At 71.7% G+C, this 21,702-nt stretch carries 26 protein-coding genes; 21 read left to right on the top strand and 5 right to left on the bottom strand.

What is annotated here, in order from left to right:
* Nucleotides 1-240 precede the first annotated feature (240 nt).
* The 6 genes from ACVMLK_RS05080 (at nucleotide 241) to ACVMLK_RS05105 (ending at nucleotide 4,765) form a co-directional block, all read left to right on the top strand.
* Entirely contained in the window at nucleotides 241-1,620 is a 1,380-nt protein-coding gene (locus tag ACVMLK_RS05080; RefSeq protein ID WP_232476788.1) for a dihydroorotase, read from the top strand.
* Nucleotides 1,620-1,838 (top strand): hypothetical protein, encoded by a 219-nt coding sequence (locus tag ACVMLK_RS05085; RefSeq protein WP_198364520.1) that lies wholly within the window; start codon nucleotides 1,620-1,622, stop codon nucleotides 1,836-1,838. Before ACVMLK_RS05080 ends, ACVMLK_RS05085 begins: the two co-directional genes overlap by 1 nt.
* A gap of 2 nt (nucleotides 1,839-1,840) precedes the next feature.
* Complete coding sequence (locus ACVMLK_RS05090) at nucleotides 1,841-2,053, top strand: hypothetical protein (RefSeq protein ID WP_198364519.1); 213 nt, start codon at nucleotides 1,841-1,843, stop codon at nucleotides 2,051-2,053.
* Nucleotides 2,054-2,069: 16 nt separating this feature from the next.
* Complete coding sequence (locus ACVMLK_RS05095) at nucleotides 2,070-3,071, top strand: N-carbamoyl-D-amino-acid hydrolase (protein ID WP_457485799.1); 1,002 nt, start codon at nucleotides 2,070-2,072, stop codon at nucleotides 3,069-3,071.
* 188 nt (nucleotides 3,072-3,259) lie between these two features.
* Nucleotides 3,260-3,550 (top strand): hypothetical protein, encoded by a 291-nt coding sequence (locus ACVMLK_RS05100; protein ID WP_457485800.1) that lies wholly within the window; start codon nucleotides 3,260-3,262, stop codon nucleotides 3,548-3,550.
* A gap of 15 nt (nucleotides 3,551-3,565) precedes the next feature.
* A complete protein-coding gene (locus ACVMLK_RS05105; protein ID WP_198364516.1) occupies nucleotides 3,566-4,765 on the top strand; it encodes a M20 aminoacylase family protein in 1,200 nt (399 codons plus the stop codon).
* Here ACVMLK_RS05105 and ACVMLK_RS05110 read toward each other — a convergent pair.
* Nucleotides 4,762-5,406, bottom strand: a complete 645-nt coding sequence (locus ACVMLK_RS05110; RefSeq protein ID WP_198364515.1) for an aspartate/glutamate racemase family protein — start codon at nucleotides 5,404-5,406, stop codon at nucleotides 4,762-4,764. The two genes, ACVMLK_RS05105 and ACVMLK_RS05110, sit on opposite strands and share 4 nt — an antisense overlap.
* A gap of 240 nt (nucleotides 5,407-5,646) precedes the next feature.
* Here ACVMLK_RS05110 and ACVMLK_RS05115 point away from each other — a divergent pair, with 240 nt between their 5' ends.
* The 5 genes from ACVMLK_RS05115 (at nucleotide 5,647) to ACVMLK_RS05135 (ending at nucleotide 9,161) form a co-directional block, all read left to right on the top strand.
* Nucleotides 5,647-6,072 (top strand): DUF983 domain-containing protein, encoded by a 426-nt coding sequence (locus tag ACVMLK_RS05115; RefSeq protein WP_457485801.1) that lies wholly within the window; start codon nucleotides 5,647-5,649, stop codon nucleotides 6,070-6,072.
* Complete coding sequence (locus tag ACVMLK_RS05120) at nucleotides 6,065-6,535, top strand: UPF0262 family protein (protein ID WP_422921433.1); 471 nt, start codon at nucleotides 6,065-6,067, stop codon at nucleotides 6,533-6,535. The genes ACVMLK_RS05115 and ACVMLK_RS05120 overlap by 8 nt, the downstream gene beginning before the upstream one ends.
* 140 nt (nucleotides 6,536-6,675) lie before the next feature.
* Nucleotides 6,676-7,779 (top strand): S-methyl-5-thioribose-1-phosphate isomerase, encoded by a 1,104-nt coding sequence (gene mtnA / locus ACVMLK_RS05125; protein ID WP_198364513.1) that lies wholly within the window; start codon nucleotides 6,676-6,678, stop codon nucleotides 7,777-7,779.
* Nucleotides 7,780-7,958: 179 nt separating this feature from the next.
* Nucleotides 7,959-8,795 (top strand): transporter substrate-binding domain-containing protein, encoded by an 837-nt coding sequence (locus ACVMLK_RS05130; RefSeq protein ID WP_457485802.1) that lies wholly within the window; start codon nucleotides 7,959-7,961, stop codon nucleotides 8,793-8,795.
* Between the two features lie 63 nt (nucleotides 8,796-8,858).
* A complete protein-coding gene (locus ACVMLK_RS05135) occupies nucleotides 8,859-9,161 on the top strand; it encodes a plasmid stabilization protein (RefSeq protein WP_457485803.1) in 303 nt (100 codons plus the stop codon).
* Between the two features lie 20 nt (nucleotides 9,162-9,181).
* Here the strand turns inward: ACVMLK_RS05135 and ACVMLK_RS05140 are convergent, their stop codons facing one another.
* Together ACVMLK_RS05140 and ACVMLK_RS05145 are read right to left on the bottom strand one after the other, a co-directional pair.
* The gene (locus ACVMLK_RS05140) at nucleotides 9,182-10,705 is read right to left on the bottom strand and encodes a pyruvate kinase (RefSeq protein ID WP_232476786.1); all 1,524 of its coding nucleotides are present in this window, start codon (nucleotides 10,703-10,705) and stop codon (nucleotides 9,182-9,184) included.
* Between the two features lie 106 nt (nucleotides 10,706-10,811).
* On the bottom strand, nucleotides 10,812-11,225 hold the full coding sequence (locus tag ACVMLK_RS05145; protein WP_198364510.1) for a rhodanese-like domain-containing protein: 414 nt from the start codon (nucleotides 11,223-11,225) through the stop codon (nucleotides 10,812-10,814).
* A 150-nt stretch (nucleotides 11,226-11,375) separates the two neighbouring features.
* Between ACVMLK_RS05145 and parA the strand changes: the two genes are divergently transcribed.
* From parA to ACVMLK_RS05160, 3 genes are read left to right on the top strand one after another with little or no spacing between them, the layout of a single operon-like run.
* The gene (gene parA / locus ACVMLK_RS05150; RefSeq protein ID WP_198364509.1) at nucleotides 11,376-12,026 is read left to right on the top strand and encodes a ParA family partition ATPase; all 651 of its coding nucleotides are present in this window, start codon (nucleotides 11,376-11,378) and stop codon (nucleotides 12,024-12,026) included.
* A gap of 8 nt (nucleotides 12,027-12,034) precedes the next feature.
* The gene (locus ACVMLK_RS05155) at nucleotides 12,035-12,490 is read left to right on the top strand and encodes a CopD family protein (RefSeq protein WP_232476785.1); all 456 of its coding nucleotides are present in this window, start codon (nucleotides 12,035-12,037) and stop codon (nucleotides 12,488-12,490) included.
* Nucleotides 12,487-12,915: a GNAT family N-acetyltransferase gene (locus ACVMLK_RS05160; RefSeq protein ID WP_198364508.1), complete on the top strand. Its 429-nt coding sequence runs from the start codon at nucleotides 12,487-12,489 to the stop codon at nucleotides 12,913-12,915. Before ACVMLK_RS05155 ends, ACVMLK_RS05160 begins: the two co-directional genes overlap by 4 nt.
* Here the strand turns inward: ACVMLK_RS05160 and ACVMLK_RS05165 are convergent.
* Complete coding sequence (locus tag ACVMLK_RS05165) at nucleotides 12,879-13,913, bottom strand: DMT family transporter (RefSeq protein WP_457485804.1); 1,035 nt, start codon at nucleotides 13,911-13,913, stop codon at nucleotides 12,879-12,881. The two genes, ACVMLK_RS05160 and ACVMLK_RS05165, sit on opposite strands and share 37 nt — an antisense overlap.
* A 41-nt stretch (nucleotides 13,914-13,954) precedes the next feature.
* Here ACVMLK_RS05165 and ACVMLK_RS05170 point away from each other — a divergent pair, with 41 nt between their 5' ends.
* The 5 genes from ACVMLK_RS05170 (at nucleotide 13,955) to glgX (ending at nucleotide 19,620) form a co-directional block, all read left to right on the top strand.
* Nucleotides 13,955-14,599, top strand: a complete 645-nt coding sequence (locus tag ACVMLK_RS05170) for an NUDIX domain-containing protein (protein ID WP_457485805.1) — start codon at nucleotides 13,955-13,957, stop codon at nucleotides 14,597-14,599.
* Nucleotides 14,596-15,312 carry an alanyl-tRNA editing protein gene (locus ACVMLK_RS05175; protein WP_457485806.1) on the top strand — a complete coding sequence of 239 codons (717 nt, stop codon included), beginning with the start codon at nucleotides 14,596-14,598 and terminating at the stop codon, nucleotides 15,310-15,312. The genes ACVMLK_RS05170 and ACVMLK_RS05175 overlap by 4 nt, the downstream gene beginning before the upstream one ends.
* A 17-nt stretch (nucleotides 15,313-15,329) precedes the next feature.
* On the top strand, nucleotides 15,330-16,172 hold the full coding sequence (locus ACVMLK_RS05180; protein WP_422924689.1) for a sulfurtransferase: 843 nt from the start codon (nucleotides 15,330-15,332) through the stop codon (nucleotides 16,170-16,172).
* On the top strand, nucleotides 16,172-17,380 hold the full coding sequence (gene metC, locus ACVMLK_RS05185; protein WP_198364504.1) for a cystathionine beta-lyase: 1,209 nt from the start codon (nucleotides 16,172-16,174) through the stop codon (nucleotides 17,378-17,380). Before ACVMLK_RS05180 ends, metC begins: the two co-directional genes overlap by 1 nt.
* A gap of 83 nt (nucleotides 17,381-17,463) precedes the next feature.
* The gene (gene glgX, locus ACVMLK_RS05190; protein ID WP_198364503.1) at nucleotides 17,464-19,620 is read left to right on the top strand and encodes a glycogen debranching protein GlgX; all 2,157 of its coding nucleotides are present in this window, start codon (nucleotides 17,464-17,466) and stop codon (nucleotides 19,618-19,620) included.
* Nucleotides 19,621-19,632: 12 nt separating this feature from the next.
* Here glgX and ACVMLK_RS05195 read toward each other — a convergent pair whose 3' ends face one another.
* Nucleotides 19,633-20,133 (bottom strand): Fur family transcriptional regulator, encoded by a 501-nt coding sequence (locus ACVMLK_RS05195; RefSeq protein ID WP_198364502.1) that lies wholly within the window; start codon nucleotides 20,131-20,133, stop codon nucleotides 19,633-19,635.
* Between the two features lie 64 nt (nucleotides 20,134-20,197).
* Between ACVMLK_RS05195 and hisI the strand changes: the two genes are divergently transcribed.
* Nucleotides 20,198-20,605 carry a phosphoribosyl-AMP cyclohydrolase gene (gene hisI / locus ACVMLK_RS05200; RefSeq protein ID WP_198364501.1) on the top strand — a complete coding sequence of 136 codons (408 nt, stop codon included), beginning with the start codon at nucleotides 20,198-20,200 and terminating at the stop codon, nucleotides 20,603-20,605.
* Complete coding sequence (locus tag ACVMLK_RS05205) at nucleotides 20,595-21,671, top strand: CobW family GTP-binding protein (RefSeq protein WP_457485807.1); 1,077 nt, start codon at nucleotides 20,595-20,597, stop codon at nucleotides 21,669-21,671. Before hisI ends, ACVMLK_RS05205 begins: the two co-directional genes overlap by 11 nt.
* The last annotated feature ends 31 nt before the right edge of the window (nucleotides 21,672-21,702 follow it).

The raw sequence follows: 21,702 nt of genomic DNA on the forward strand, positions 1-21,702 counted from the left end.
GCGCGGCAGGGCGGCACGGTGGTGGTGGAGCGGGTGCGTGTCGATGGCAAACTGTTCTGGCGCGCACGGGTCACCGGACTGTCCTCCGGCCACGCGCAGCGGACCTGCAAGGCCATGCGCGGTCCCTGCATGGTCCTCTCGCCCTGAGGGACGCCTGCGCGCGCCGATCGGCCGGGACGGGTTGAGGGCAACGGGGCGGCGGGACTAGTCTCGTCGCCCTGATCGCTTTCCGGACCCGATATGATGCCTCTTCCCTATGACCGTGTGCTGCGCGGTGACCTCGTTCTGCCCGACGGTATCCTGCGGGATGGCTATGTCGCCGTCCGCGGGGAGAGCATCGCCGCCATCGGCGAGGGCGAGCTGCCGCCGGCCCGGGCCGTCGAGGATCACTCCGGCCGCTTCATCCTGCCCGGCCTGGTGGACGGGCACATGCACACCGGCAGCGCCATCGGCTGGCCCGGCATCGAGGGCGCGACGATGTCGGCCGCCGCCGGCGGCGTCACCACGGTCTGCGACATGCCTTATGACGTGCCGCGCGCCGTGACCGACGCCGCGATCTTCCGCGAGAAGGTCGAGGCGGTGAACGCCCTGTCGCATGTCGATGTCGCCCTCTACGGGACCATCCGCAAGGAAGGCGGGGTGGATGCGATCGCCGGGCTGGCCGAGGCCGGCGCCTCGGCCTTCAAGCTGTCCACCTACGAGTACGACGCGGTGCGCTTTCCGCGCATCGACCACCCGACCATGACCGCCGCCTTCCGCGAGATCGCGAAGACCGGCCTGATGGTCGCCGTCCACAACGAGGACCAGGAGTTGGTGGAGCGGCTGACGGCCGAGGCGCGGGCGAGCGGCCGGGTCGATCCGATCATGCACGCCCGCACCCGGCCGCCGCTGGCCGAGACCATGGCGGATCTGGAGATCTTCGAGATCGGGCTGGAGACCGGCGCGCATGTGCACATCGCGCATTCCTCCGTCGCCCGCGGCTTCGAGATCGCCGCCGCCTTCCGCGGGATGGGCGGTCGCGCCAGCGGCGAGGCCTGCATCCAGTATCTCTGCATGACCGAGGAGGATCTCGTCCGCCTCAAGGGCTTCGGCAAGTGCAACCCGCCCTTCCGCACGGCGGCCGAGGTGGAGCGCATGTGGGCGGAGCTGATCGACGGGCGGATCGCCTATGTCTCGACCGACCACGCCCCCTGGCCGCGCGCGAGGAAGTTCGGCGACGACATCTTCGCCTGCGGCGCCGGGCTGACCGGCATGCAGTCCTTCGCGCCGCTGATGGCGACGCTGCTGCTCGAGCGCGGCCTGCCCCTGACCCTGATGGCGCGGTACTGCGCCGAGAACACCGCCCGCCACCACGGCCTGGCGCCGCGCAAGGGCGCCATCCGGCTCGGGGCGGACGCCGATTTCGCCGTTCTGGAGGAGGGCGAGTTCACCTTCGACGAGGCCTCCATCCAGGACCGCGAGGACGCCCGCTGGTCGCCCTATCATGGCCGGCCGATGAAGGTCCGCGTCGCCGCCACCTATCTGCGCGGCACCCGCATCTGGGACGGGACGACGGTCTCGGCCAGGCCCGGCCAGGGCCGGTTCCTGCCGCGCCAGCATCGCGAGAGCGTGCCGCTCTGATGCGCGGCGCCGCCGTCGCGCTGGTCGCCCTCGGGGCCTTCGCCCTCTGGATCTGGTTCACCGGCCCGGGGACCAGCCTGCCGCTGGCGCTCGGCGGCGGCCTCGTCGCCGTGCTGGCCGGCCGCCTGGCTTACGGCCTGCTGACCCCGCGCGAGCCCGCGCCCGACACCGCCCCGCCGCCTGTGCCCCCGCCCGAGAGGCCCGAGAGAGGAGCCTGAGGATGTTTGAGATCCGCGAGGAGAAGGATGGCAGCTTCGCCGTCTGGATCGCCGGCCGCGAGCGCGTGGCCATGCTGAAGAGCGCGGCCGCCGCCGAGGCGCTCATGGACGCTCTGGAGGATGCCTGGGACAGCGCCTTCATGCAGGCCGTCGCCGAGGTCCAGGAGGATTACGGCGCCGATTTCCTCGACCCGCTGCCGCCCGCCACCAACTGACCGGAGATCCGATCGCATGCCCCGCCTCCTCACCCTTGCCGCCGCGCAGCTCGGCCCGATCCAGAAGTCCGAGGGGCGCGACGTCGCCGTCGGCCGCATGGTGCGGCTGATGGAGCGCGCGCATCTGCGCGGCGCCGAGGTTGTCGTCTTCCCCGAGCTGGCGCTGACCACCTTCTTCCCGCGCTGGTACGAGGAGGACATCAACGCGGCCGACCACTGGTACGAGCAGGCGCTGCCCTCGAACGAGACGGCGCCGCTGTTCGAGGCGGCGCGGCGGTTCAACATCGGCTTCCACCTGGGCTTCGCCGAGATCGCCCACGAGGCGGACGAGACCGGTGCGGTGCGCAAGCGGCACTTCAACACCGCCGTCTACGTGCATCCCTCGGGCGAGGTGGTGCTGAAGTACCGCAAGGTGCATCTGCCCGGACACCGGGACTTCGACCCGAAGCGCAAGGTCCAGCACCTGGAGAAGCGCTACTTCGAGGTGGGCAACCTGGGCTTCCCGGTGGTCCGCGCCCCGATCGGCCAGGCCGGCCCGGTGAACATCGGCATGCTGATCTGCAACGACCGGCGCTGGCCGGAAGCCTGGCGGGTGCTCGGCCTGCAGCAGGTCGAGCTGGTGATGCTGGGCTACAACACCCCCTCCATCAACCAGGATGCACGCGGCTTCGAGGCGCATCACCTGCGTGTCGAGCACAGCCATCTCTCGATCCGCGCCGGCTGCTACCAGAATGCCTGCTTCGCCGCCGGTGTCGCCAAGGCGGGCGTGGAGGACGGCAACGAGCTGTTCGGCCATTCCATCATCGTCAATCCGCAGGGGGAGATCATCGCCCAGGCGACGACCTGGGACGATGAGCTGATCGTGGCCGATTGCAATCTCGACCAGTGCACCCTGGGGCGCACCACCATCTTCAACTTCGCCGCCCACCGCCGTCCGGAGGCCTATGGCCGCATCCTGGACCAGGTGGGCAGCGAGCCGCCGGCGGAATGGCGGCCGGCGGCGCGGGCGGCGGAATAGCACGCGGACCACGCCGCCCGGGTCGCGCCAATCGGGGCGGAATCCGGGCGGGCGCCGCCGCATCCTCGCCAGACCTGGCGGCCAGTCTTCGTGGCAGGAGGTGACCATGTCCCATTCCACGTCCCGCCGCCGCCTCGGCGCCGGCCTGCTGACCGCGCTGCTGCTATCCCCTGCCCTGGCCCGGGCGGATGACGATGATGATGATGATGGCCGGCGGCGTCCCTGGCCCGGCCGCGAGGCCCGGGGCTCGCGCGACGACGACGATGATGACCGGCGCGGGCGGGACGATCGCCGCCGCGACCGCGACGACGACGATGACGACGACGACGATCGCCGCGGCCGGCGCCGGCGCGGCGATCGCGGGGATGATGACGATGATGATTGATCGCGGGGAGGGATCGCCGGCGCCTTGTCCCCGGCGGATCCTGCCCTATGACGGTCCTGCGACGGGTGGCGCCAGCTTCCCCCTCCCCTGTTGATCGCGGAGCCTGCCGATGCCGAATGAAACCGATCCCCTCGTCACCGCCATCGCCGCCGAGGCCACGGGGTGGCGGCGCGACATCCACGCCCACCCCGAGCTGGCCTTCGAGGAGCACCGCACCAGCGCGCTGGTGGCCGAGAAGCTGGCCTCCTGGGGCATCGAGGTGACGCGGGGCATCGCCGGCACCGGGCTGGTCGGCACGCTGCGCGGCCGGCACGGGGGCGCGGCAGGTGCCAATGCCGGCCGCGCCATCGGGCTGCGCGCCGACATGGATGCGCTGCCGATGCAGGAGATCACCGGCCTGCCCCATGCCTCCACCGTGGCGGGCCGGATGCATGCCTGCGGCCATGACGGGCATACCTCGATGCTGCTCGGCGCCGCGAAGTACCTGGCCGGGACGCGCGACTTCGAGGGCACGGTGCATTTCATCTTCCAGCCCGCCGAGGAGGATGGCGGCGGGGGCGAGGTGATGGTGAAGGAGGGCCTCTTCGCCCGCTTCCCCTGCGACGCCGTCTTCGGCATCCACAATGATTCCGGTACCCCGGCCGGCACCTTCGTCATCACCCGCGGCACCACCAACGCGGCGGCGGATTCGATCGACATCCGCCTCCTCGGCAAGGGCGGCCACGCCGCCCGGCCGCATCTGGCGATCGATCCCGTGGTCGCCGCCGCCCATGTCATCGTGGCCGCGCAGACGGTGGTCAGCCGCCATACCAACCCGCTGGATTCCGCCGTGGTCTCGCTCTGCACGATCCATGGCGGCTCGGCGCGCAACGTGATCCCGGAGGAGGTGACCGTCACCGGCACCGTACGCACCCTGCTGCCCGAGACGCGCGACGCGGTCGAGCGGCAGCTCCGGGAGGTGATCGCCGCCACCGCCGCCGCGCACGGCGTGCGCGCCGAGATCACCTATGTGCGCGGCTATCCGCCGGTGGTGAACAGCGACGGCCCGGTGGAGCGCGCCCGCCTCGCCGCCGCCGCCCTGGCGGGGGAGGAGCGCCTGGTGCGCGAGCGGCCGCCGACCATGGGCGGCGAGGACTTCGCCTATATGGCCCAGGCCGTGCCCGGCTGCTTCATCCGGCTGGGCCAGGTGGCGGAGGGCCGGGAGAACTTCGGCACCCACCACCCCCGCTATGACTTCAACGATGCCATCCTGCCCTCCGGCATCGCCTTCTGGGCCAGCCTGGTGGAGCAGGAGCTGGCCCCGCGCTAGGCCGCCACCGCCAGCAGGGCCTGCATGGCGGCCGCCTGGCATGGCTCGATCACCGGCACGCCGACCGCCGCCTCCACCGCGGCCCGGTGTCCCGCCATGCCGGCGCAGCCCAGGATCACCGCCTCGGCCCCGGAGTCGACCAGCCGGCGCGCGGTATCGCAGAGCGCCTGCCGGGCCGCCAAGGGTTCGGTCAGCGTCTCCATCGGCAGGTTGAGGGCGATGCTGGCGGCCAGCCGGTCCTCCGCCCCCATGGCCTGGAGCGCCCGCCGCTGCCGGGCCTTCGAGGCCTCGACGAAGGCGATGACGCCGAAGCGCTCGGCCCGCGCCAGGGCGCTGGCCACGGCGCTGCGGAACGGGCCGAACACCGGCCGGGCGGTCGTCATGCGGACCGCCTCGAGCCCGGGGTCCGAGACGCAGGCGATGATATAGGCGGCGGCCGGCTCGGCCTCGACCAGGCGGCAGAGCGGCTCCGCCACCGCGTACCAGTCGCGCCAGTTCACGATGGCCGGCGGCCCTCCGGGAAGCGACACGGTCTCAAAGGGCGGCGCGCCGGGCATGACCAGCGGCCGCAGGCTCTCGGCGATGCCGCGGGTGCAGCTTTCCGAGCTGTTCGGGTTGATGACGAGGATGCGATGGCCCATCTGCGTAACATCCGGCTCCTCGTCGCCGGAAACAAGATGCCGGAGACAAGGTGCCAGGACACGGGGCGGCAGGTCGTGCTTGATCGCCGGGGCTCCCCAGGCCGATACTGCAGTGCACACGGAATTCCCGCCGCATGCGGCGGTGCTGAAGAACGACAAGCCAGGAACACCTCGATGGATCATCAGACCCGACGCTGGGAACCCGATCGCGCGAGCCCTGGCCCGGCCGCCCTTCCGCCCATGACCACCATGCTGCTGCGCGGCGCGATGAACCGTTGCCCGGCCTGCGGCCAGGGGAAGGTCTTCCAGAGCTATCTCCGGGTCGTCCCGGCCTGCTCCCATTGCGGGGCCGCCCTCGGCCGGCTGAGGGCGGACGACGCGCCGCCCTACTTCACCATCTTCCTCGTCGGCCACCTGCTGGTGCCCTTCATCTTCCTGGTGGAGCGTGCCTGGGAGCCGCCGATGTGGCTGCACATGGCCGTCTGGCTGCCGCTGTTCACCCTGGTCTGCATGGCGCTGCTGCCGCCCATCAAGGGCGCGGTGGTGGGCTGGATGCTGCGCCTCGGCATCGATGGCGAGGGGCCGCGGGATTCGCGGGCGGAGCCCCTGCCCCCCGCCTCCGCCCCCGCGCGCAGCGCCGTGAGACCCGGCACGGGCCATGGCTGACCAGCGCCTGGCCAGCATCACGCTGCCGGACAACGCGCCGCTGCCCAATCCCTACGCCGAGGCCGACCGCTCCCAGGCCGTCATGGATCTGCTGGCGGGGAACAGCTTCGATCCGGCCGGCCTGCCGCCGGGCCCCTACGTGCTGCACCTCGAGGTGCGCGACGGGCGGCTGATCCTGGACATCCGCGATGCCGCGGAGACGCCGCTGCGCCTCATCGCCCTGGCCCTCGGCCCCTTCCGCCGGCTGATCAAGGATTACCACATGGTGGTGGCGAGCCATGAGCAGGCGGTGACCGAGGGCGGTTCGGAGGCCCGCATCCAGGCCATCGACATGGGCCGCCGCGGCCTGCACAACGAAGGCGCCGAGCTGCTGCGCGAGCGGCTTGATGGGCGCGTCACGCTGGATTTCGAGACCTCGCGGCGCCTCTTCACCCTGGTCTGCGCGCTGCACCAGAGGATCTGACCGCCAGGGGTCCAATCGGGGGTCCGACCGCCGGACGGGGCTGGTCCCTGGAGGCCGCATGCCGCGGGCGGGCCGGAACCCCTTATATGCCGCACCGAACCCGCCCGCGCGCGCGGCCACCACGCACGGAGTGCAGCCTGATGAAGATCGACGGCGTCCCCTATCGCAGTGTCTGGGTGGATCCCGAGGATGGCTGGTCGATCCGCATCCTCGACCAGACCCGGCTGCCCTGGGCGGTGGAGATCCTGCGCCTGACCGACGAGAAGCAGGTGGCGCAGGCGATCAAGACCATGCAGGTGCGCGGCGCGCCGCTGATCGGGGCGGTCGCGGCCTACGGGCTGGCGCTGGCGCTGCGGCGCGATGCCTCGGACACCGGGCTGGAGGGGGCCGCCGCCATGCTGGGCCGGACGCGTCCCACGGCCATCAACCTGCGCTGGGCCCTGGCCCGCATGCTGGAGGCGCTGCGGCCGCTGCCCGCACCCCGGCGGGCCGATGCCGCCTATGCCGCCGCCGCCGCCATCGCCGAGGATGATGTCGAGACCTGCCGCCGCATCGGCCAGCATGGCCTGCCCCTGTTGCAGGCGATCGCCGCCCGCAGACCGGGCAGGCCGGTCCATGTGCTGACCCATTGCAACACCGGCTGGATCGCCACCGTGGACTACGGCACGGCGCTCTCGGTGGTCTATCAGGCGCATGATGCCGGTCTGCCGGTGCATGTCTGGGTGGACGAGACCCGGCCGCGCAACCAGGGCTCGGCGCTGACCGCCTGGGAGCTGGGCCGGCATGGCGTGCCGCACACCGTCATCGCCGACAATGCCGGCGGCCACCTGATGCAGCATGGCGAGGTGGACATCGTCCTGGTGGGCACCGACCGGGTTACCCGGCAGGGCGATGTCGCCAACAAGATCGGCACCTATCTGAAGGCGCTGGCGGCCCGCGACAACGAGGTGCCCTTCTGGGTGGCGCTGCCCCATTCCACCCTGGACATGGCGGTGCGCGACGGGCTGCGGGAAATCCCGATCGAGGAGCGCGACGCGCGCGAGGTGCTGGAGACCACCGGCCAGACCTGGGACGGGCGGATCGAGACGGTGCGGACCGCCGCCCCCGGCAGCGCCGGCGCCAATCCCGCCTTCGACGTGACGCCGGCGCGCCTGGTCACCGGCCTGATCACCGAGCGCGGCCGCTGCGAGGCCTCCGAGGCGGGGCTGCTGGGTCTTTACCCGGAATTCGCCGCGGCGGCCTGACGCTTCGCCCAAGGGACATTCCAGGGGGCATTCCTTCGCCCTCCTCCCTGTTGCATGCTTCTTGCAAACGCCGGCTTTCGCACATGCCTGCCGGCCCCGCCCGCGGACTCATCCCCCGCGGGCCGGGGCCGGTGGGCCACCGGGCCGGACCACCGATCCAACAGGGAGATCACCCGTCTATGCGTTCCTTCACCTTCGCCCTCCTCCTGGCGGCGCCCTTCCTCGCCGGCACCGCCCAGGCGCAGCAGCCCCTGCGCACGGCGGTGGACGGCACCTTCGCGCCGCATGCCTTTCCCAAGCTCGATGGCGGGGTGCAGGGCTTCAACGTGGATCTCTTCACGGCGGTGGCCAAGAAGATGGGCCGTCCCATCACCATCGACAGCGCCAGCTTCTCCGGCCTGGTGCCGGCGCTGAACGCCGGGCGCTACGATTTCCTCGCCGCCCCGGTCACGGTCACGCCGGAGCGGGCGGAGAACCTGCTCTTCACCGAGGGCTACCTCTACACCGAGTACCAGTTCGGCATCCGCAAGGGCACGACGCCGATCACCTCGCTCGACGATGTGCGGGGCAAGGCCATCGCGGTGAACAAGGGCTCGGCCTATGACGCCTGGGCGCAGGCCAACGCGGCGAAGTATGGCTTCACCGTGCAGACCTTCGACAGCCAGCCCGATGCGGTTCAGGCGGTGATCGCCGGCCGCGTCTTCGCCACACTGGGCGGGAACACCACCATCCGCTACGCGGCCACCCGCGCGCCCCTGCTGGTCCCCGACTTCACCATCAAGGAGACCCGCGCCCACTGGGCGGCACCCTTCCGCAAGGACAATGCGGAGCTGCGCAAGTCGGTCGAGAACGCCCTGGAATGCCTGAAGAAGGACGGCACCGTGGCGGCGCTGTCGGAGAAGTGGTTCGGCGTGAAGCCCGGTCCGGAGGATGCCGAGAACGTGGTCTTCCCCGGCTATGGCGTGCCGGGCCTGCCGGGATACGACCCGACCGAGCACACGCCCGACTGCGGCTGAGGCAAACCCGCCGCCGCTGGCGCGTTTCTCCTCCGGATGCCACAGGCAAGGAGGGCAGACGTCATGCCGCGCGGCGACAAATCCGCCTATACCGACAAGCAGAAGCGCAAGGCCGAGCACATCGAGGAAAGCTACGAGGCGCGTGGCGTCCCCGAGGAGGAGGCCGAGCGCCGTGCCTGGGCCACGGTGAACAAGGACGAGGGCGGCGGAAAGAAAAGCGGCTCCGGCCGGGGGCATGCCGACAGCAACGCCGCCTCGCATCGTGGCGGCGAGCTGGGCGGCAAGGCCTCGGCCGAGCGTCCCGCGGCGGAGCGCTCAGCCAGCGCCCGCAAGGCCGCCGAGACCCGCAAGGCCCGGGGGCACTGACCCTCCCGCGGCTCCGCTTCTTACCAGCTGGTCAGGCGGCGGAGCTGCGGGGTCTTCTTGCGCTGATGCTCGCCCATGCGGCGCAGCAGGACGTCGAGCGCGTCGATCGCCGCGAAGAGATGCGGACCCTTGTTCAGCATGATGCATTCCGCCCGCGCCGCCATGGCGGCGTCGGTCATCTCCCCGCGCACCGGCTTGCCGTTCTTCACCAGGCTCTCCAGCACCTGCGTCGCCCAGATCACCGGGATATGCGCCGCCTCGCCGAGCCAGAGGATCTCCTCCTGCATTTCGGCCATCCGCTCGAAGCCGATCTCCACGGCGAGATCGCCGCGCGCGATCATGATCGCCGTCGGCTGCTGCGCCGCGGCCCGCATCACGATCTCCGGCAGGGCCCGGACGGCTCGCGTCGTCTCCACCTTGAGTACCAGCGAGAGGGTGCGCCAGTCCTCCGGGCGCCGCGCCGCCAGCTCCTGCTGCAGCAGGCGCACATCCTCGCCCGACTGCACGAAGGAATAGCCGATACCGTCCGCATGGCGGGCGACGACGTCGAGGTCCTCATGGTCCTTGGCGCTCAGGGCGGCGCAGCGCAGCGCGGTATCTGGGAAATTGAGCCCCTTCTCCTCCTTCAGCTTCGCCCCGTCCTCCGGCACATGGGTGACGCGGGCGACCAGCCCCCAGGGCTCGGTCCGCTCCACCACGGCGCCGATCTTGCCGTCATCGACGAACACCCGCTGGCCGGGCTCGACCATGCCGACCGCCTCGGCGAGGCTGCACTCGGCGGCGAAGTCGGTGAAGTCCAGCGGCAGGTCGTCCAGCCCGCCGGGCGGGACGACGGCCAGTAGCGCGCCGAGCCGCACGCGCCTGTCCTCCTTCGGCAGGCGCAGCACCCCGGTGCGGATCTTGGGGCCGGCCAGATCCATCAGCACCCGCATCCGATGTCCGGTCACCGCCTCAGCGTTGCGCACGTGGCCGATCATGCGGAGCCAGGCGGCCGCGTCGTCATGCGCGCAGTTGATACGCACTGCCTCCACCCCGCGCCGCGCCAGGGCCAGCAGGAAGTCGGGCGCCTCGGCCGCTTCGGAGGGGCAGGTGACGAGCAGGCCGACCGGGCGCTGCGGCGTGGCCTCACCCAGGATCTGCGCGGTGTGCCGGGCGAGCGCCTTCTCCCCGGCGAAGAAGTCCTCAATGCTCGGCCGGGTGGGCTGCGGCAGGCCGGCAAGCACGGCGAGCGTCGCCCGCACCGCCTGCAGGCTCGGCACCACCCGGCTCTCCAGCCGGCCCAGCGAGGACAGGCCGAGCGGCATCAACGCCCGCTGCAACGGCCGCAGATCACGCCGGCGCAGCGCCAGGTAGCGGGCCAGGTTTCGCGCCCCCGGAATGACCTCCGCGCGCGGGCCGGACAGGGCCCAGGCCTCGCCGGTGGCGGAGGCCTCCTCCTCCAGCGCCGTCATCAGCCGCGCCAGCACCGCATGCAGGGCTGCAGGCCCGGGCGCGGCCTCCAGCCCTTCCAGCACCTGTTCACCGACACCCGGTATCGTATCCATGGCCTCTCTTCCTCTTCCGCCCTGGCGGCGGCATAGCTCAGGTGCGGAAGCTAGGCGGAAGCGCGGGTGCCGGGGGTGAAACTGGCATGACGTCGGCGCGGGTGGCTCAACGCTGGCGCCAGGGCAGGCCCTCCGCCTTCCAGCCCGCCACCATGCCGCGATGACCCTCGGCATCCGGTGGCCCCTCGAAGCCGTCCGCGACGTTGAAGGACTGGGCGAAGCCGGCCGCCCGGGCCGCCTGCGCGGCGGCCAGGCTGCGGGCCCCCGAGCGGCAGAGGAAGTAGAGCTTGTTCAGCGGCGTCAGCCCGGCCTTGCGGAGATGCTCGGCGAAGGCGGTGTTGACCTGCATCGACGGATAGAGCTGCCAGGGGATCAGCACCGGCTGCTTCCCTGCCTCCGACAGGTCGGCCAGCCCGACGAAGGTCCATTCCGCGTCGGTCCGCACATCCACCAGCATGGCCTCCGGATCGTCGTGCAGGGCCTCGTAGCTGGCCCGGGGGGTCACGTCCTCGATCGTCATCGCCGCAAGCCTCCAAACGGTTCGCCCGAAGTGTGGGGTGCCGCGGGCGCCGCGTCCATGCCGGCGCCCCGCTTTCGGCGGCGGCGGATCGCTGGCCGCCGGGCCGCATCGCGGGCAGGATGGCGGCGGCACAGTGAGGGGAATCACGCCATGGCCTTCGTGGTGACGGTCGCGCAGCGCAAGGGCGGTGCCGGGAAGTCCACCCTGGCGGCGACGCTGGCCACCACCCTGGCGCGGGAAGGCGCCCGGGTGGCGCTGCTCGACACCGATCCGCAGCAGAGCCTGGCCCGCTGGCACCAGGAGCGCCAGGGCCGCGCCGAGGCGGCGCCGCTGGCCTTCGAGGCGCCGTCCGGCTGGCGCGTGCCGGCGACGCTCGACCGGATGAAGGCGGAGAGCGAGGTTCTGATCCTGGACACGCCGCCGCATGCCGACACCGATGCCCGGATCGCCATGCGCGCGGCGGATCTGGTCCTGGTGCCGCTGCAGCCCTCGCCGGCCGACCTCTGGGCCATGCAGGGCACGCTCGACCTCGCCGCCGCGGAGGGCCGGCGCGCCCTGCTGGTGCTCAACCGGGTGCCGTCCAGCGGCCGGCTGCGGGATGAGGTCATCGCCCAGATCCGGGCCCGCGGCCTGCCGCTGCTGGAGCCCGCGCTGGGCAACCGGACCGCCTTCGCCAGCGCCTTCGCCCAGGGGCTGGGGGTGGCGGAGGCGGCGCCCCGTGGTACGGCGGCCACGGAGGCGCGGGCGGTGACCCGCGCCGTCCTGCGCGCCGCGCAGGAGCGGGACGGGAAGGGACGATGATGACGGGAATGACGCTGATCTACGTGCTGCACCTGCTGGGTGCCGTGCTCTGGGTGGGGGGCATGGCCTTCGCCATCCTGGCGCTGCGGCCGAGCCTGGCCGGGTTGCCGGGGCCGCAGCGGCTGCAGGTGCTCGCCGGCACCCACCGGCGCTTCTTCCTGGTGGTCTGGCATGCCATGCCGGTCATGCTGGCCACCGGCTATGCGCTGCTCTTCGGCTGGTATGGCGGCTTCGCCGGCACCGGCTGGCATGTGCACGTCATGCACCTGACGGGATTGCTGATGTCCGCGGTCTTCCTGGCGGTCTTCTTCGGTCCCTGGAAGGCGATGCGGACGGCCCTGGCCGAAAGGCGTGACGAGGCCGCCGCCCTGGCCGCCGACAAGGTCCGCAAGCTGGTCACGGCCAATCTTGCGCTGGGCCTGCTGACGGTGGTGGTGGCCGGCTGGGGGCGCTTCGGCGGATGAGCGGGCTGGAGATCGCCGAGCCCGGCGGGCCGGAGGAGCGGGCTGTCCTGGCCGGCCTGCTCGAGCATCGCGCCGGCGCCCTGCCGGAGCGGGCCGATGCCCGCGAGCGGGCGCCTCTCTGCCTGGTCTGGCGCGGCGCGGATGGCGCCGTCCAGGCCGGGCTCGTGGCGGAGTACGCGCTGGACTGGCTCTATGTGGACAAGCTCTGGGTCGATGCCGGGCTGCGCGGCCAGGGCATCGGCCGCCGCCTCCTGGCCGCCGCCGAGGACTGGACGCGGGCGCGGGGTGGTGTCGGCGTGCACCTGCACAGCAGCAGCTTCCAGGCGCCGGACTTCTACCGCGGCCTGGGCTATGCCGAGATCGGCCGGCTGGAAGGCCGGCCGGCCGGTCACGACCGTTTCTGGTTCGCCAAGCGGCTGGCCTGAGGCGGGTTGGCCGCCCCCGCGGCCTGGGCGCGGGCGGCGGGCAGCACGCGGGTCTCGCGGTGCCAGATATAGAGGCCGGAGGCGATGAGCACGGCGATTCCCGCCAGATCCAGCGCCACCGGCCACTCCCCCCAGAAGAACAGGCCGAAGCTCATCGTCCAGAGGATGCCGGAATACTCGAAGGGCGCGACCAGCGTGGTCTCGCCGCCGCGATAGGCCGCCGTCATGAGCAGTTGCGCCAGGGCGGAGATCAGCCCCACCGCCGCCAGAAGGGCCCATTGCGTCGCATCCGGCCAGACCCAGCCCGGTATCGCCGCGGCGCCGCCCACCAGCGTGCCGCCGAGCGCGAACCACAGCACGATGGTGGCCCCGGATTCCCCGTTCGCCCCCATGCGGCGGATGGTGATCATGGCCAGCGCCCAGGCCACCGCCCCCGCCAGCACGGCCAGCATCGGCAGCGCCGTCTCCCCCGTCCCCGGACCCGTGCCCGAGCCTGGGCGGATGATGAGCAGCACGCCGAGGAAGCCCACCGCCACGGCGCTGGCGCGCCGCCAGCCCACCTTCTCGCCGAGCAGCGGGATGGACAGCGCGGTGAGGAAGAGCGGCATGGTGAAGCCGAGCGCCGTCACGGTGGCCAGCGGCAGGTGCATGTAGCCGTAGAAGCTGCCGAACATGCCGATCAGGCCATAGAGGATGCGCTGGGCATGGGACCAGGGCCGACGCGTGGCCAGCAGCCCGAACCCCCTCGGCCCGCCCGCCGGCGCGGTGGCCATGGCCAGCAGGAAGAGCGGCGGGATGGCGAAGAGATTGCGGAACAGGATGACCTGCATCACCGGGATCGCGCCCTGCAGGGCCTTCACGGCGACGGCGGCGAGCGCGAAGGTCGCGGCCGCGCCCAGCACGCTGAGGATGGCGCGGCGGCGGGCGGCCATCAGCCCGCGTTGCGCTTCGGCGCCGGGCGGGTTCCCGGCGGGGCATGGTTCTGCTGTGCTGCTCATGTGTTTACGGCGTTTCCCCGCGAGGCTAGGCTGCCCGCCGCATGAAGGCCAGACCGCCGAAGGCGCCGCCGGTGCCGGCGCACCCGCTCTATATCCCCGAAAGCGACGAGGTTGTCTGGTCCGGGCGCTTCGCCCTGCAGATCGTCCGCTTCCGCTATCGCCGCTCCGACGGCACGCCCTCCGCCCTGCTGACCTGGGAGATGTGGCGGCGCGGCCAGGGCGTGGTGCTGCTGCCCTACGACCCCTGGAGCGGGCGCGTCGCGCTGATCGAGCAGTTCCGCCTGCCGGCGCTGGCGGCGGGCGAGGAACCGATGATGATCGAATGCCCCGCCGGGCTGCTGGAGGCCGGCGAGGACCCGGCCGCGGCCGGCCGGCGCGAGGTGGCCGAGGAGACCGGCTTCACCCCCGACCACATCGAGAAGATCGGCGAGTTCATGCTGATGCAGGGCGGCTGCGACGAGCGCATGCACTTCTACTGCGGCCGCTGCCCGCTGCCGGAGCCCGGCCTCGCCGGCACGCGCGGGCTGGAGAGCGAGGGCGAGGAGACGCGCGTCCTCGTCCTGCCGCTGGAGCAGGCGCTGGCGATGCTGGCGCGCGGCGAGATCCGCAACGTCACCGCCGCCCTCTGCCTGATGTGGCTGCAGATCAACGCGCCCCGCCTGACCGAGGAATGGACCGCCCGATGACCGAACTGCTGTTCCGCGAGACCCCCTATGCGCGGGACTGCGCCGCCCGCGTGCTCGCCGCCGGCCCGGAGGGCGTCGTGCTGGACCGGACCGTGTTCTATGCCCAGGGCGGCGGCCAGCCGGGCGATGCCGGGCAGCTCGCCTGGGCGGGCGGCACGATGGCGGTGGCCAATGCGGTGAAGGGGCCTGAGGGCACCGTGCTGCACCTGCCGGCCGAGGGCGCCGACCTGCCCGCCCCCGGGACCGAGGTGACCGTCGCGCTGGACTGGGGCCGCCGCCACCGGCTGATGCGGATGCACACCAGCCTGCACCTGCTCTGCAGCCTGATCCCCGGCGCCGGCGTCACCGGCGGGCAGATCGGGGTGGAGAGGTCGCGCCTCGATTTCGACCTGGCGGAGCCGCCGACGAAGGAATGGCTGAGCGAGCGGCTGACGGCCCTGGCCGCCGCCGACCACGCGGTGAGCGAGCGCTGGATCAGCGATGCCGAGCTGGAGGCCAATCCCTCGCTGGTGCGCACCCTCTCGGTGCAGCCGCCGCGCGGCTCGGGGCGGGTGCGGCTGGTCTGCATCGGCGATCCGGCGGCGCCGGTGGACCTGCAGCCCTGCGGCGGCACGCATGTCGCCCGCACCGGCGAGATCGGGCCGGTCACCGTCAGCAAGCTCGAGAACAAGGGCAGGCAGAACCGGCGTGTCTACCTGACGCTGGAAGGATGACCCTGGGAGTGACCGTCATGCAGGATCTGGTTTCCACGGAATGGCTGGCCGCCGAGCTGGGCGCGCCGGATCTCCTGGTCTTCGACGCCACCAAGTACCTGCCGAACGAGCCGAAGGACGGGCTGGCCGAGTTCGAGCGGGCGCATCTGCCGGGCGCCGGCTTCTTCGACATCGACGCCGTGGCCGATCCCGAGACCGACCTGCCGCACATGGCGCCGACGCCGGGCCGCGCCGCGCGCCAGTTCGGCGCCCTCGGCATCGGCAATGACAGCCGCGTCGTCTTCTACGACCAGAAGGGGCTGGCCTCGGCGGCGCGCGGCTGGTGGCTGCTGCGCCTCTTCGGGCACGAGAAGGTGGCGGTGCTGGATGGCGGCCTGCCGAAATGGCTGGCTGAGGGCCGCGCGACCGAGAGCGGCCCCGCCCGCGCCCGCCCGGCGCAGGCCTTCCGGCCCGACCTCATCGCCCGCCGCCTCGCCGGCATCGGCGACGTGAAGCGGGCCATCGCCGAGCGCTCGGCGCTGATCCTCGATGCACGGCCGAAGGGCCGCTTCGACGGCACGGCGCCCGAGCCGCGCCCCGGCCTGCCCTCCGGGCATATGCCCGGCGCCGCCAGCGTGCCGGCCAGCGAGATGCTGGCCGCCGACCAGACCATGCTGCCGCCCGAGGCGCTGCGCGCCCGCTTCGCCGCCGCCGGGGCGGATGGCGGCCGGCCGCTCGTCACCTCCTGCGGCACCGGCGTCACCGCCTGCATCCTGGCGCTCGGCCTGGTCCGCGCCGGCCTGCCGGAGCCGGCCGTCTATGACGGCTCCTGGACCGAATGGGCCGCCCGGCCCGAGACCCCCAAAGAGACCACCCGCTGATGCCCCACGACCTGCCGCCGAAGGCCCGCCCCTACGGTCTCGCCACACGCCTCTCGCATGAGGGCCGCGCCGGCACCCGCGCGCATGGCTTCGTCAACCCGCCGGTCCATCGGGGCTCGACGGTGCTCTACCCCTCCTGCGCCGAGCGCGGCACGCTGAACGCCCGGGCGCTCGAGCAGGTGATGACCTACGGCACCGCCGGGGGGCCGACGCATTACGCCCTGGAGGACATGATCGCCGGCATCGAGGGCGGCAGCCGCGCGCTCATCCTCGGCACCGGCCTCGCCGCCTGCACCCTGCCGCTGATGGCCTATCTGAAGTCCGGCGAGCATTGCCTGATCCCGGATTCGGTCTACGGCCCCACGCGGCGCATCGCGAACGGGATGCTGAAGCGCTTCGGCATCGAGACCACCTATTACGATCCGGCGATCACGCCTGAGGACCTGCGCGCGCTGATCCGGCCCGAGACCCGCGTTCTCTACACGGAGAGCCCGGGCAGCCACACCTTCGAGATGCAGGACATCCCGGCGCTCGCCGCGGTGGCGCACGACCACGGCATCAAGGTGCTGATGGACAACACCTGGGGCATCCACCACTTCCAGCCCTTCACCAAGGGCGTCGATGTCTCGATCCAGGCGCTGACCAAGTATGTCGGCGGTCATTCCGACGTGCTGCTGGGCAGCGTCACGGTCAACAGCGAGGCGGACTGGGCGATCGTCGCCAATGCCGCGCGCGAGATCGGCCACTATGCCAGCCCCGACGATTGCTGGCTGGCGCTGCGCGGGCTGCGCACCATGGCGGTGCGGCTGCGCCACCAGCAGGAGGCGGGGCTCGCCGTGGCGCGCTGGTTCGAGGGCCGGCCCGAGGTCGCCCGCGTGCTGCATCCGGCCCTGCCCAGCCACCCGCAGCACGCCCTGTGGCAGCGCGACTTCACCGGGGCCTGCTCGCTCTTCGGTGTGGTCTTCCAGCCGCGCTACAGCGCCGCGGAGATCGACGCCATGGTGGACGGGCTGAAGCTCTTCGGCATCGGCGCCTCCTGGGGCGGCTATGAGAGCCTGGCGCTGCCGACCACCAACTACATCACCCGCACCGCGACCAGCCTCGGCGTGCTGGAAGGACCGACGGTGCGCTTCCACATCGGGCTCGAGGAGGTGGGCGACCTGATCGCCGACCTCTCGGCCGGGCTCGACAGCCTGCCGCGACGCTGACGGGAGCGCCCGGCCGGCGGGCGGGCGGCAACTTCGCGGCCTCTCGCGCGTCTTAACCCCGCGCTCTCACCGAGGGGTCCACAGTGCCGCCTGCCATCAACAAGTCCCGCATCACCGAAGGCCGTCCCAATCCGCTGGGGGCGAGCTGGACCGGGCTGGGGGTGAACTTCGCCCTCTTCTCCGCCCATGCGACGAAGGTCGAGCTCTGCCTGTTCGACGACAAGGGGGAGACCGAGCTGGAGCGGATCGAGCTGCCGGAATACACCAACGAGGTGTTCCACGGCTTCCTGCCCGATGCGCGTCCCGGCACCATCTACGGCTATCGCGTGCACGGGCCCTACGAGCCCGAGCAGGGGCACCGCTTCAACCCCAACAAGCTGGTGCTGGATCCTTATGCCCTGTCCCACGTGGGCGAGCTGAAGTGGGACCACGCGCTGTTCGGCTACACCATCGGGCACGAGGCGGAGGATCTCTCCTTCGACGAGCGCGACAGCGCCCCCTTCATGCCGAAGTGCCGCGTGGTGGACCCGGCCTTCACCTGGGGCGACGACCGGCGGCCGCGCATCCCCTGGGAGCGCACCATCGTCTATGAGACCCATGTCAAGGGCATCACCAAGCGCCACCCCCTGATCCCGCCCGAGCGCCAGGGGACCTATTCCGCCCTGTCGAGCCGGGAGATGATCCGGCACATCAAGTCGCTCGGCGTGACGGCGGTCGAGCTGCTGCCGATCCACTTCTTCATCAACGACGACTACCTGCTGGACAAGGGCCTGACCAACTACTGGGGCTACAACTCCATCGGCTTCTTCGCCCCGGCCCGGCGCTATGCCCGCAACCAGGACTTCGCCTTCGCCGAGTTCAAGGAGATGGTGGCCCGGCTGCACGATGCCGGGCTCGAGGTCATCATGGACGTGGTCTACAACCACACGGCCGAGGGCAATGAGCGGGGCGCGACGCTCTCCTTCAAGGGCATCGACAACGCCAGCTACTACCGCCTGCTGCCCGACCAGAAGCGCTACTACATCAACGATACCGGCACCGGGAACACGGTGAACCTGTCGCATCCGCGCGTGCTGCAGATGGTGATGGACAGCCTGCGCTACTGGGTGAACGAGATGCATGTCGACGGCTTCCGCTTCGACCTCGGCACCATCCTGGCGCGCGAGCCGCACGGTTTCGACGACCAGTCCGCCTTCCTCAAGGCCTGCCAGCAGGACCCGGTGCTGGCCGATGTCAAGCTGATCGCCGAGCCCTGGGACATCGGCCCCGGCGGCTACCAGGTCGGCAATTTCGCGCCCGGCTGGGCGGAATGGAACGACAAGTACCGCGACACGGTGCGCGCCTTCTGGGTGGGCGAGGAGGGCAAGGCCGCCGATCTCGGCAACCGCCTCTCCGGCTCGGCCGATCTGTTCAACCATCATGGCCGCCGCCCCTGGGCCAGCATCAACTTCCTGGCGGCGCATGACGGCTTCACGCTGAACGACCTCGTCACCTACAACGAGAAGCACAACGAGGCGAACGGCGAGGAGAACCGGGACGGCCATTCGCACAACTACTCCTACAATTACGGCGTCGAGGGCCCGACCGACGACCCCGAGATCAACGCCGTGCGCGAGCGGCAGATCCGCAACATGCTGGCCACGCTCTACCTCAGCCAGGGCACGCCGATGCTGCTCGCCGGCGACGAGTTCGGCCGCACCCAGCAGGGCAACAACAACGCCTATTGCCAGGACAACGAGATCTCCTGGCTGAACTGGGATCTCGACGAGAAGGGCGAGCGGCTGGTCGCCTTCACTCGCCGCCTGGCGCGGCTCCGCAACCGCTTCCCCGTGCTGCGCCGCGCGCGCTTCCTCTCGGGCGAGTTCGACGAGGCGAGCGGGGTCAAGGGCCTGTCCTGGTACAAGCCCTCGGGCGAGGAGATGGACGCCGCCGACTGGGACGATCCCAACACCCGCTGCTTCGCCCGCGTCTTCGACGGGCGGGCGCAGGAGAGCAACATCCGCGTCGCCGGTCACGACCAGACGCTGCTGCTGGTCCTGAACGCCTATCACGACGCGGTGGACTTCACCCTGCCCGCGATCGCCGACGGCAAGGCCTGGGTCCGGCTGCTCGACACCAATATCTTCGGGACCGAGACCGACCACGAGGACAGCTTCGACATCGGCGAGACCTACACCGTCACCGGCCGTTCGCTGCTGCTCTTCTACCTGAGGACCGAGAAGGGCGAGGAAGGCAACTGAGGCCGGAGGGCCTCACCCCGCCGGCGCCGCCTCGGTGCAGCGGGCGCAGAGGCCTTCCACCTCCACCGTCGCATTCGCCACCTGGAAGCCGACGCGCCGCGCCGCATCGGCCAGGGCGTGCGCCACGGCATGGTCGCTGAGCTCGACCGTGGCGCCGCAGGTGCGGCAGATCAGGAACTGCGGCGGGTGCTGGTGGTGCCCGTGGTCATGCTCCGCCTCGACGCAGCCGACGAAGGCGTTCAGCCGCTCCACCTTGTGGATCAGCCCCTGCTCCAGCAGGAAATCGAGCGCACGATAGACGGTGGGCGGCGCGGCGCCCGGGCGCTGGGCCTTCAGCCTGTCCAGCAGCGCATAGGCGCCGAGCGGCTGCTCGGCCTCCAGTACCAGCGCCAGCACCTGCCGCCGCAATTCCGTCAATTGCGCCCCGGCCCGGAGGCAGCGCGCCTCGGCCGCCGCCAGGGCGCGTTGCATGGCGGTATTCATCTCCGTCGCGCCGCCCTGCCCTGTCGCCATCGGCCCTCTCCTCCTGCTGTCTGAGGTTATATAGTAACGGCAGCAGTCCTGAGGAGCCGCCCCCATGCCGGTCACCGATTCCGCCGCCCGCGCCCGCTTCCTGGCCGCGCTCCGCTTCAACGAGGCAGGGCTGGTCCCTGCCATCGCCCAGGCGCATGACACCGGCGAGGTGCTGATGCTGGCCTGGATGAACGCCGAGGCGGTCGAGGAGACGCTGGCCAGCGGACGTGTGGTCTATTTCAGCCGCAGCCGCAACGCGCTTTGGCGCAAGGGCGAGAGTTCCGGCCAGACCCAGCGCCTCGTCGAGCTGCGGCTGGACTGCGACGGCGATGCCCTGCTCGCCCTCGTGGAGCAGGAGGGGGTCGCCTGCCACACCGGGCGGCGGTCCTGCTTCTACCAGGCGCTGCGCGAGGGCGAGATGGTGGCGATCAGCGCGCCCGAGGTCGATCCGGCGGTGCTCTATGGCCGCTGAGGCGACGCGCTTTCCCCTGCCGGTCACGCTGCTGACCGGCTTCCTCGGCGCCGGCAAGACCACGCTGCTGAACCACCTGCTGCGCCAGCCGGAGATGGCCGGCACCGCGGTGCTGATCAACGAGTTTGGCGAGGTCGGGCTGGACCACCTTCTGGTCGAGACGCTGGACCGGGAGGCGGTGCTGCTGCAGGCGGGCTGCCTCTGCTGCACCATCCGCGGCGATCTCTCGGCGGCGCTGGCGCGGCTGGCGGACCGCGCCGAAGCCGGCACGCCGCTGCGGCGCGTGCTGATCGAGACCACGGGCCTCGCCGATCCGCTGCCGATCCTGCAGACGCTGATGGCCGATCCCGCCATCCAGCGGCATTTCGTGCTCGATGGCGTGGTGACGCTGGTCGACGCGGTGAACGGCCTGGCCACGCTGGAGCGGCAGCCCGAGGCCGCGCGGCAGGTTTCGGTGGCCGACCGGCTGCTCATCAGCAAGGCCGAGCTGGCCTCCGGAGACGGACTGGACAGGCTGCGCGCGAGGCTGCGCGCACTCAATCCCGGCGCCGTGCCGCTGCCGGTGCGGGACGGCGCGCTGGACCCCGCCGCGCTGCTTCGCCTCGGCCCCTTCGATCCTGCCCTCGCCACTCCGCCCCGCGCCTGGCTCGACGCCGCCGCCTGGGCCGGGGCGGAGCATGCCGGGCACGGGCATGGGCACGGGCATGGCCACCACCATCACGGGCACGACCCCAACCGCCATGGCGACGAGATCCACAGCTTCTGCCTGCAATACGATCAGCCCCTGCCCTGGGAGGGCCTGGCCACCTGGCTGGAGATGCTGAGCGTCACGCGGGACGAGGCCGTTCTGCGGGTCAAGGGCATCCTGGACCTGCGGGGCCAGGAGCGGCCGGTGGTCATCCATGGCGTGCAGTCCGTCTGGCACCGGCCCAGGACACTGGCGGCCTGGCCCGTCGGGATGCCGCGCCGCTCCCTCCTCGTCTTCATCCTGCGCGGCCTGCCGCGGCGGGTGATCGAGGACGGCCTCGCCGCCTTTTGCGCGGCGGCCGGACCGGACCCCGCCTAGGATCGGCGGTCACCTCGCGGGCCCTTGACGT

Source organism: Teichococcus aerofrigidensis (genome assembly GCF_054073225.1).

Excerpts from the sequence above, each read along its gene's own strand:
- ACVMLK_RS05110 (WP_198364515.1), bottom strand. The coding sequence starts at position 5,406 with ATGGGCCATCGCATCCTCGTCATCAACCCGAACAGCTCGGAAAGCTGC.
- ACVMLK_RS05080 (WP_232476788.1), top strand. The coding sequence starts at position 241 with ATGATGCCTCTTCCCTATGACCGTGTGCTGCGCGGTGACCTCGTTCTG.
- ACVMLK_RS05140 (WP_232476786.1), bottom strand. The coding sequence starts at position 10,705 with ATGGATACGATACCGGGTGTCGGTGAACAGGTGCTGGAAGGGCTGGAG.
- metC (WP_198364504.1), top strand. The coding sequence starts at position 16,172 with ATGCCCCACGACCTGCCGCCGAAGGCCCGCCCCTACGGTCTCGCCACA.
- mtnA (WP_198364513.1), top strand. The coding sequence starts at position 6,676 with ATGAAGATCGACGGCGTCCCCTATCGCAGTGTCTGGGTGGATCCCGAG.
- ACVMLK_RS05170 (WP_457485805.1), top strand. The coding sequence starts at position 13,955 with ATGAAGGCCAGACCGCCGAAGGCGCCGCCGGTGCCGGCGCACCCGCTC.
- ACVMLK_RS05105 (WP_198364516.1), top strand. The coding sequence starts at position 3,566 with ATGCCGAATGAAACCGATCCCCTCGTCACCGCCATCGCCGCCGAGGCC.
- ACVMLK_RS05205 (WP_457485807.1), top strand. The coding sequence starts at position 20,595 with ATGGCCGCTGAGGCGACGCGCTTTCCCCTGCCGGTCACGCTGCTGACC.
- hisI (WP_198364501.1), top strand. The coding sequence starts at position 20,198 with ATGCCGGTCACCGATTCCGCCGCCCGCGCCCGCTTCCTGGCCGCGCTC.
- ACVMLK_RS05115 (WP_457485801.1), top strand. The coding sequence starts at position 5,647 with ATGACCACCATGCTGCTGCGCGGCGCGATGAACCGTTGCCCGGCCTGC.
- ACVMLK_RS05120 (WP_422921433.1), top strand. The coding sequence starts at position 6,065 with ATGGCTGACCAGCGCCTGGCCAGCATCACGCTGCCGGACAACGCGCCG.
- ACVMLK_RS05195 (WP_198364502.1), bottom strand. The coding sequence starts at position 20,133 with ATGGCGACAGGGCAGGGCGGCGCGACGGAGATGAATACCGCCATGCAA.
- ACVMLK_RS05155 (WP_232476785.1), top strand. The coding sequence starts at position 12,035 with ATGACGCTGATCTACGTGCTGCACCTGCTGGGTGCCGTGCTCTGGGTG.
- ACVMLK_RS05160 (WP_198364508.1), top strand. The coding sequence starts at position 12,487 with ATGAGCGGGCTGGAGATCGCCGAGCCCGGCGGGCCGGAGGAGCGGGCT.
- ACVMLK_RS05100 (WP_457485800.1), top strand. The coding sequence starts at position 3,260 with ATGACGATGATGATGATGATGGCCGGCGGCGTCCCTGGCCCGGCCGCG.
- ACVMLK_RS05135 (WP_457485803.1), top strand. The coding sequence starts at position 8,859 with ATGCCGCGCGGCGACAAATCCGCCTATACCGACAAGCAGAAGCGCAAG.
- ACVMLK_RS05085 (WP_198364520.1), top strand. The coding sequence starts at position 1,620 with ATGCGCGGCGCCGCCGTCGCGCTGGTCGCCCTCGGGGCCTTCGCCCTC.
- ACVMLK_RS05130 (WP_457485802.1), top strand. The coding sequence starts at position 7,959 with ATGCGTTCCTTCACCTTCGCCCTCCTCCTGGCGGCGCCCTTCCTCGCC.
- ACVMLK_RS05175 (WP_457485806.1), top strand. The coding sequence starts at position 14,596 with ATGACCGAACTGCTGTTCCGCGAGACCCCCTATGCGCGGGACTGCGCC.
- ACVMLK_RS05090 (WP_198364519.1), top strand. The coding sequence starts at position 1,841 with ATGTTTGAGATCCGCGAGGAGAAGGATGGCAGCTTCGCCGTCTGGATC.
- ACVMLK_RS05095 (WP_457485799.1), top strand. The coding sequence starts at position 2,070 with ATGCCCCGCCTCCTCACCCTTGCCGCCGCGCAGCTCGGCCCGATCCAG.
- parA (WP_198364509.1), top strand. The coding sequence starts at position 11,376 with ATGGCCTTCGTGGTGACGGTCGCGCAGCGCAAGGGCGGTGCCGGGAAG.
- ACVMLK_RS05180 (WP_422924689.1), top strand. The coding sequence starts at position 15,330 with ATGCAGGATCTGGTTTCCACGGAATGGCTGGCCGCCGAGCTGGGCGCG.
- ACVMLK_RS05165 (WP_457485804.1), bottom strand. The coding sequence starts at position 13,913 with ATGAGCAGCACAGCAGAACCATGCCCCGCCGGGAACCCGCCCGGCGCC.
- ACVMLK_RS05145 (WP_198364510.1), bottom strand. The coding sequence starts at position 11,225 with ATGACGATCGAGGACGTGACCCCCCGGGCCAGCTACGAGGCCCTGCAC.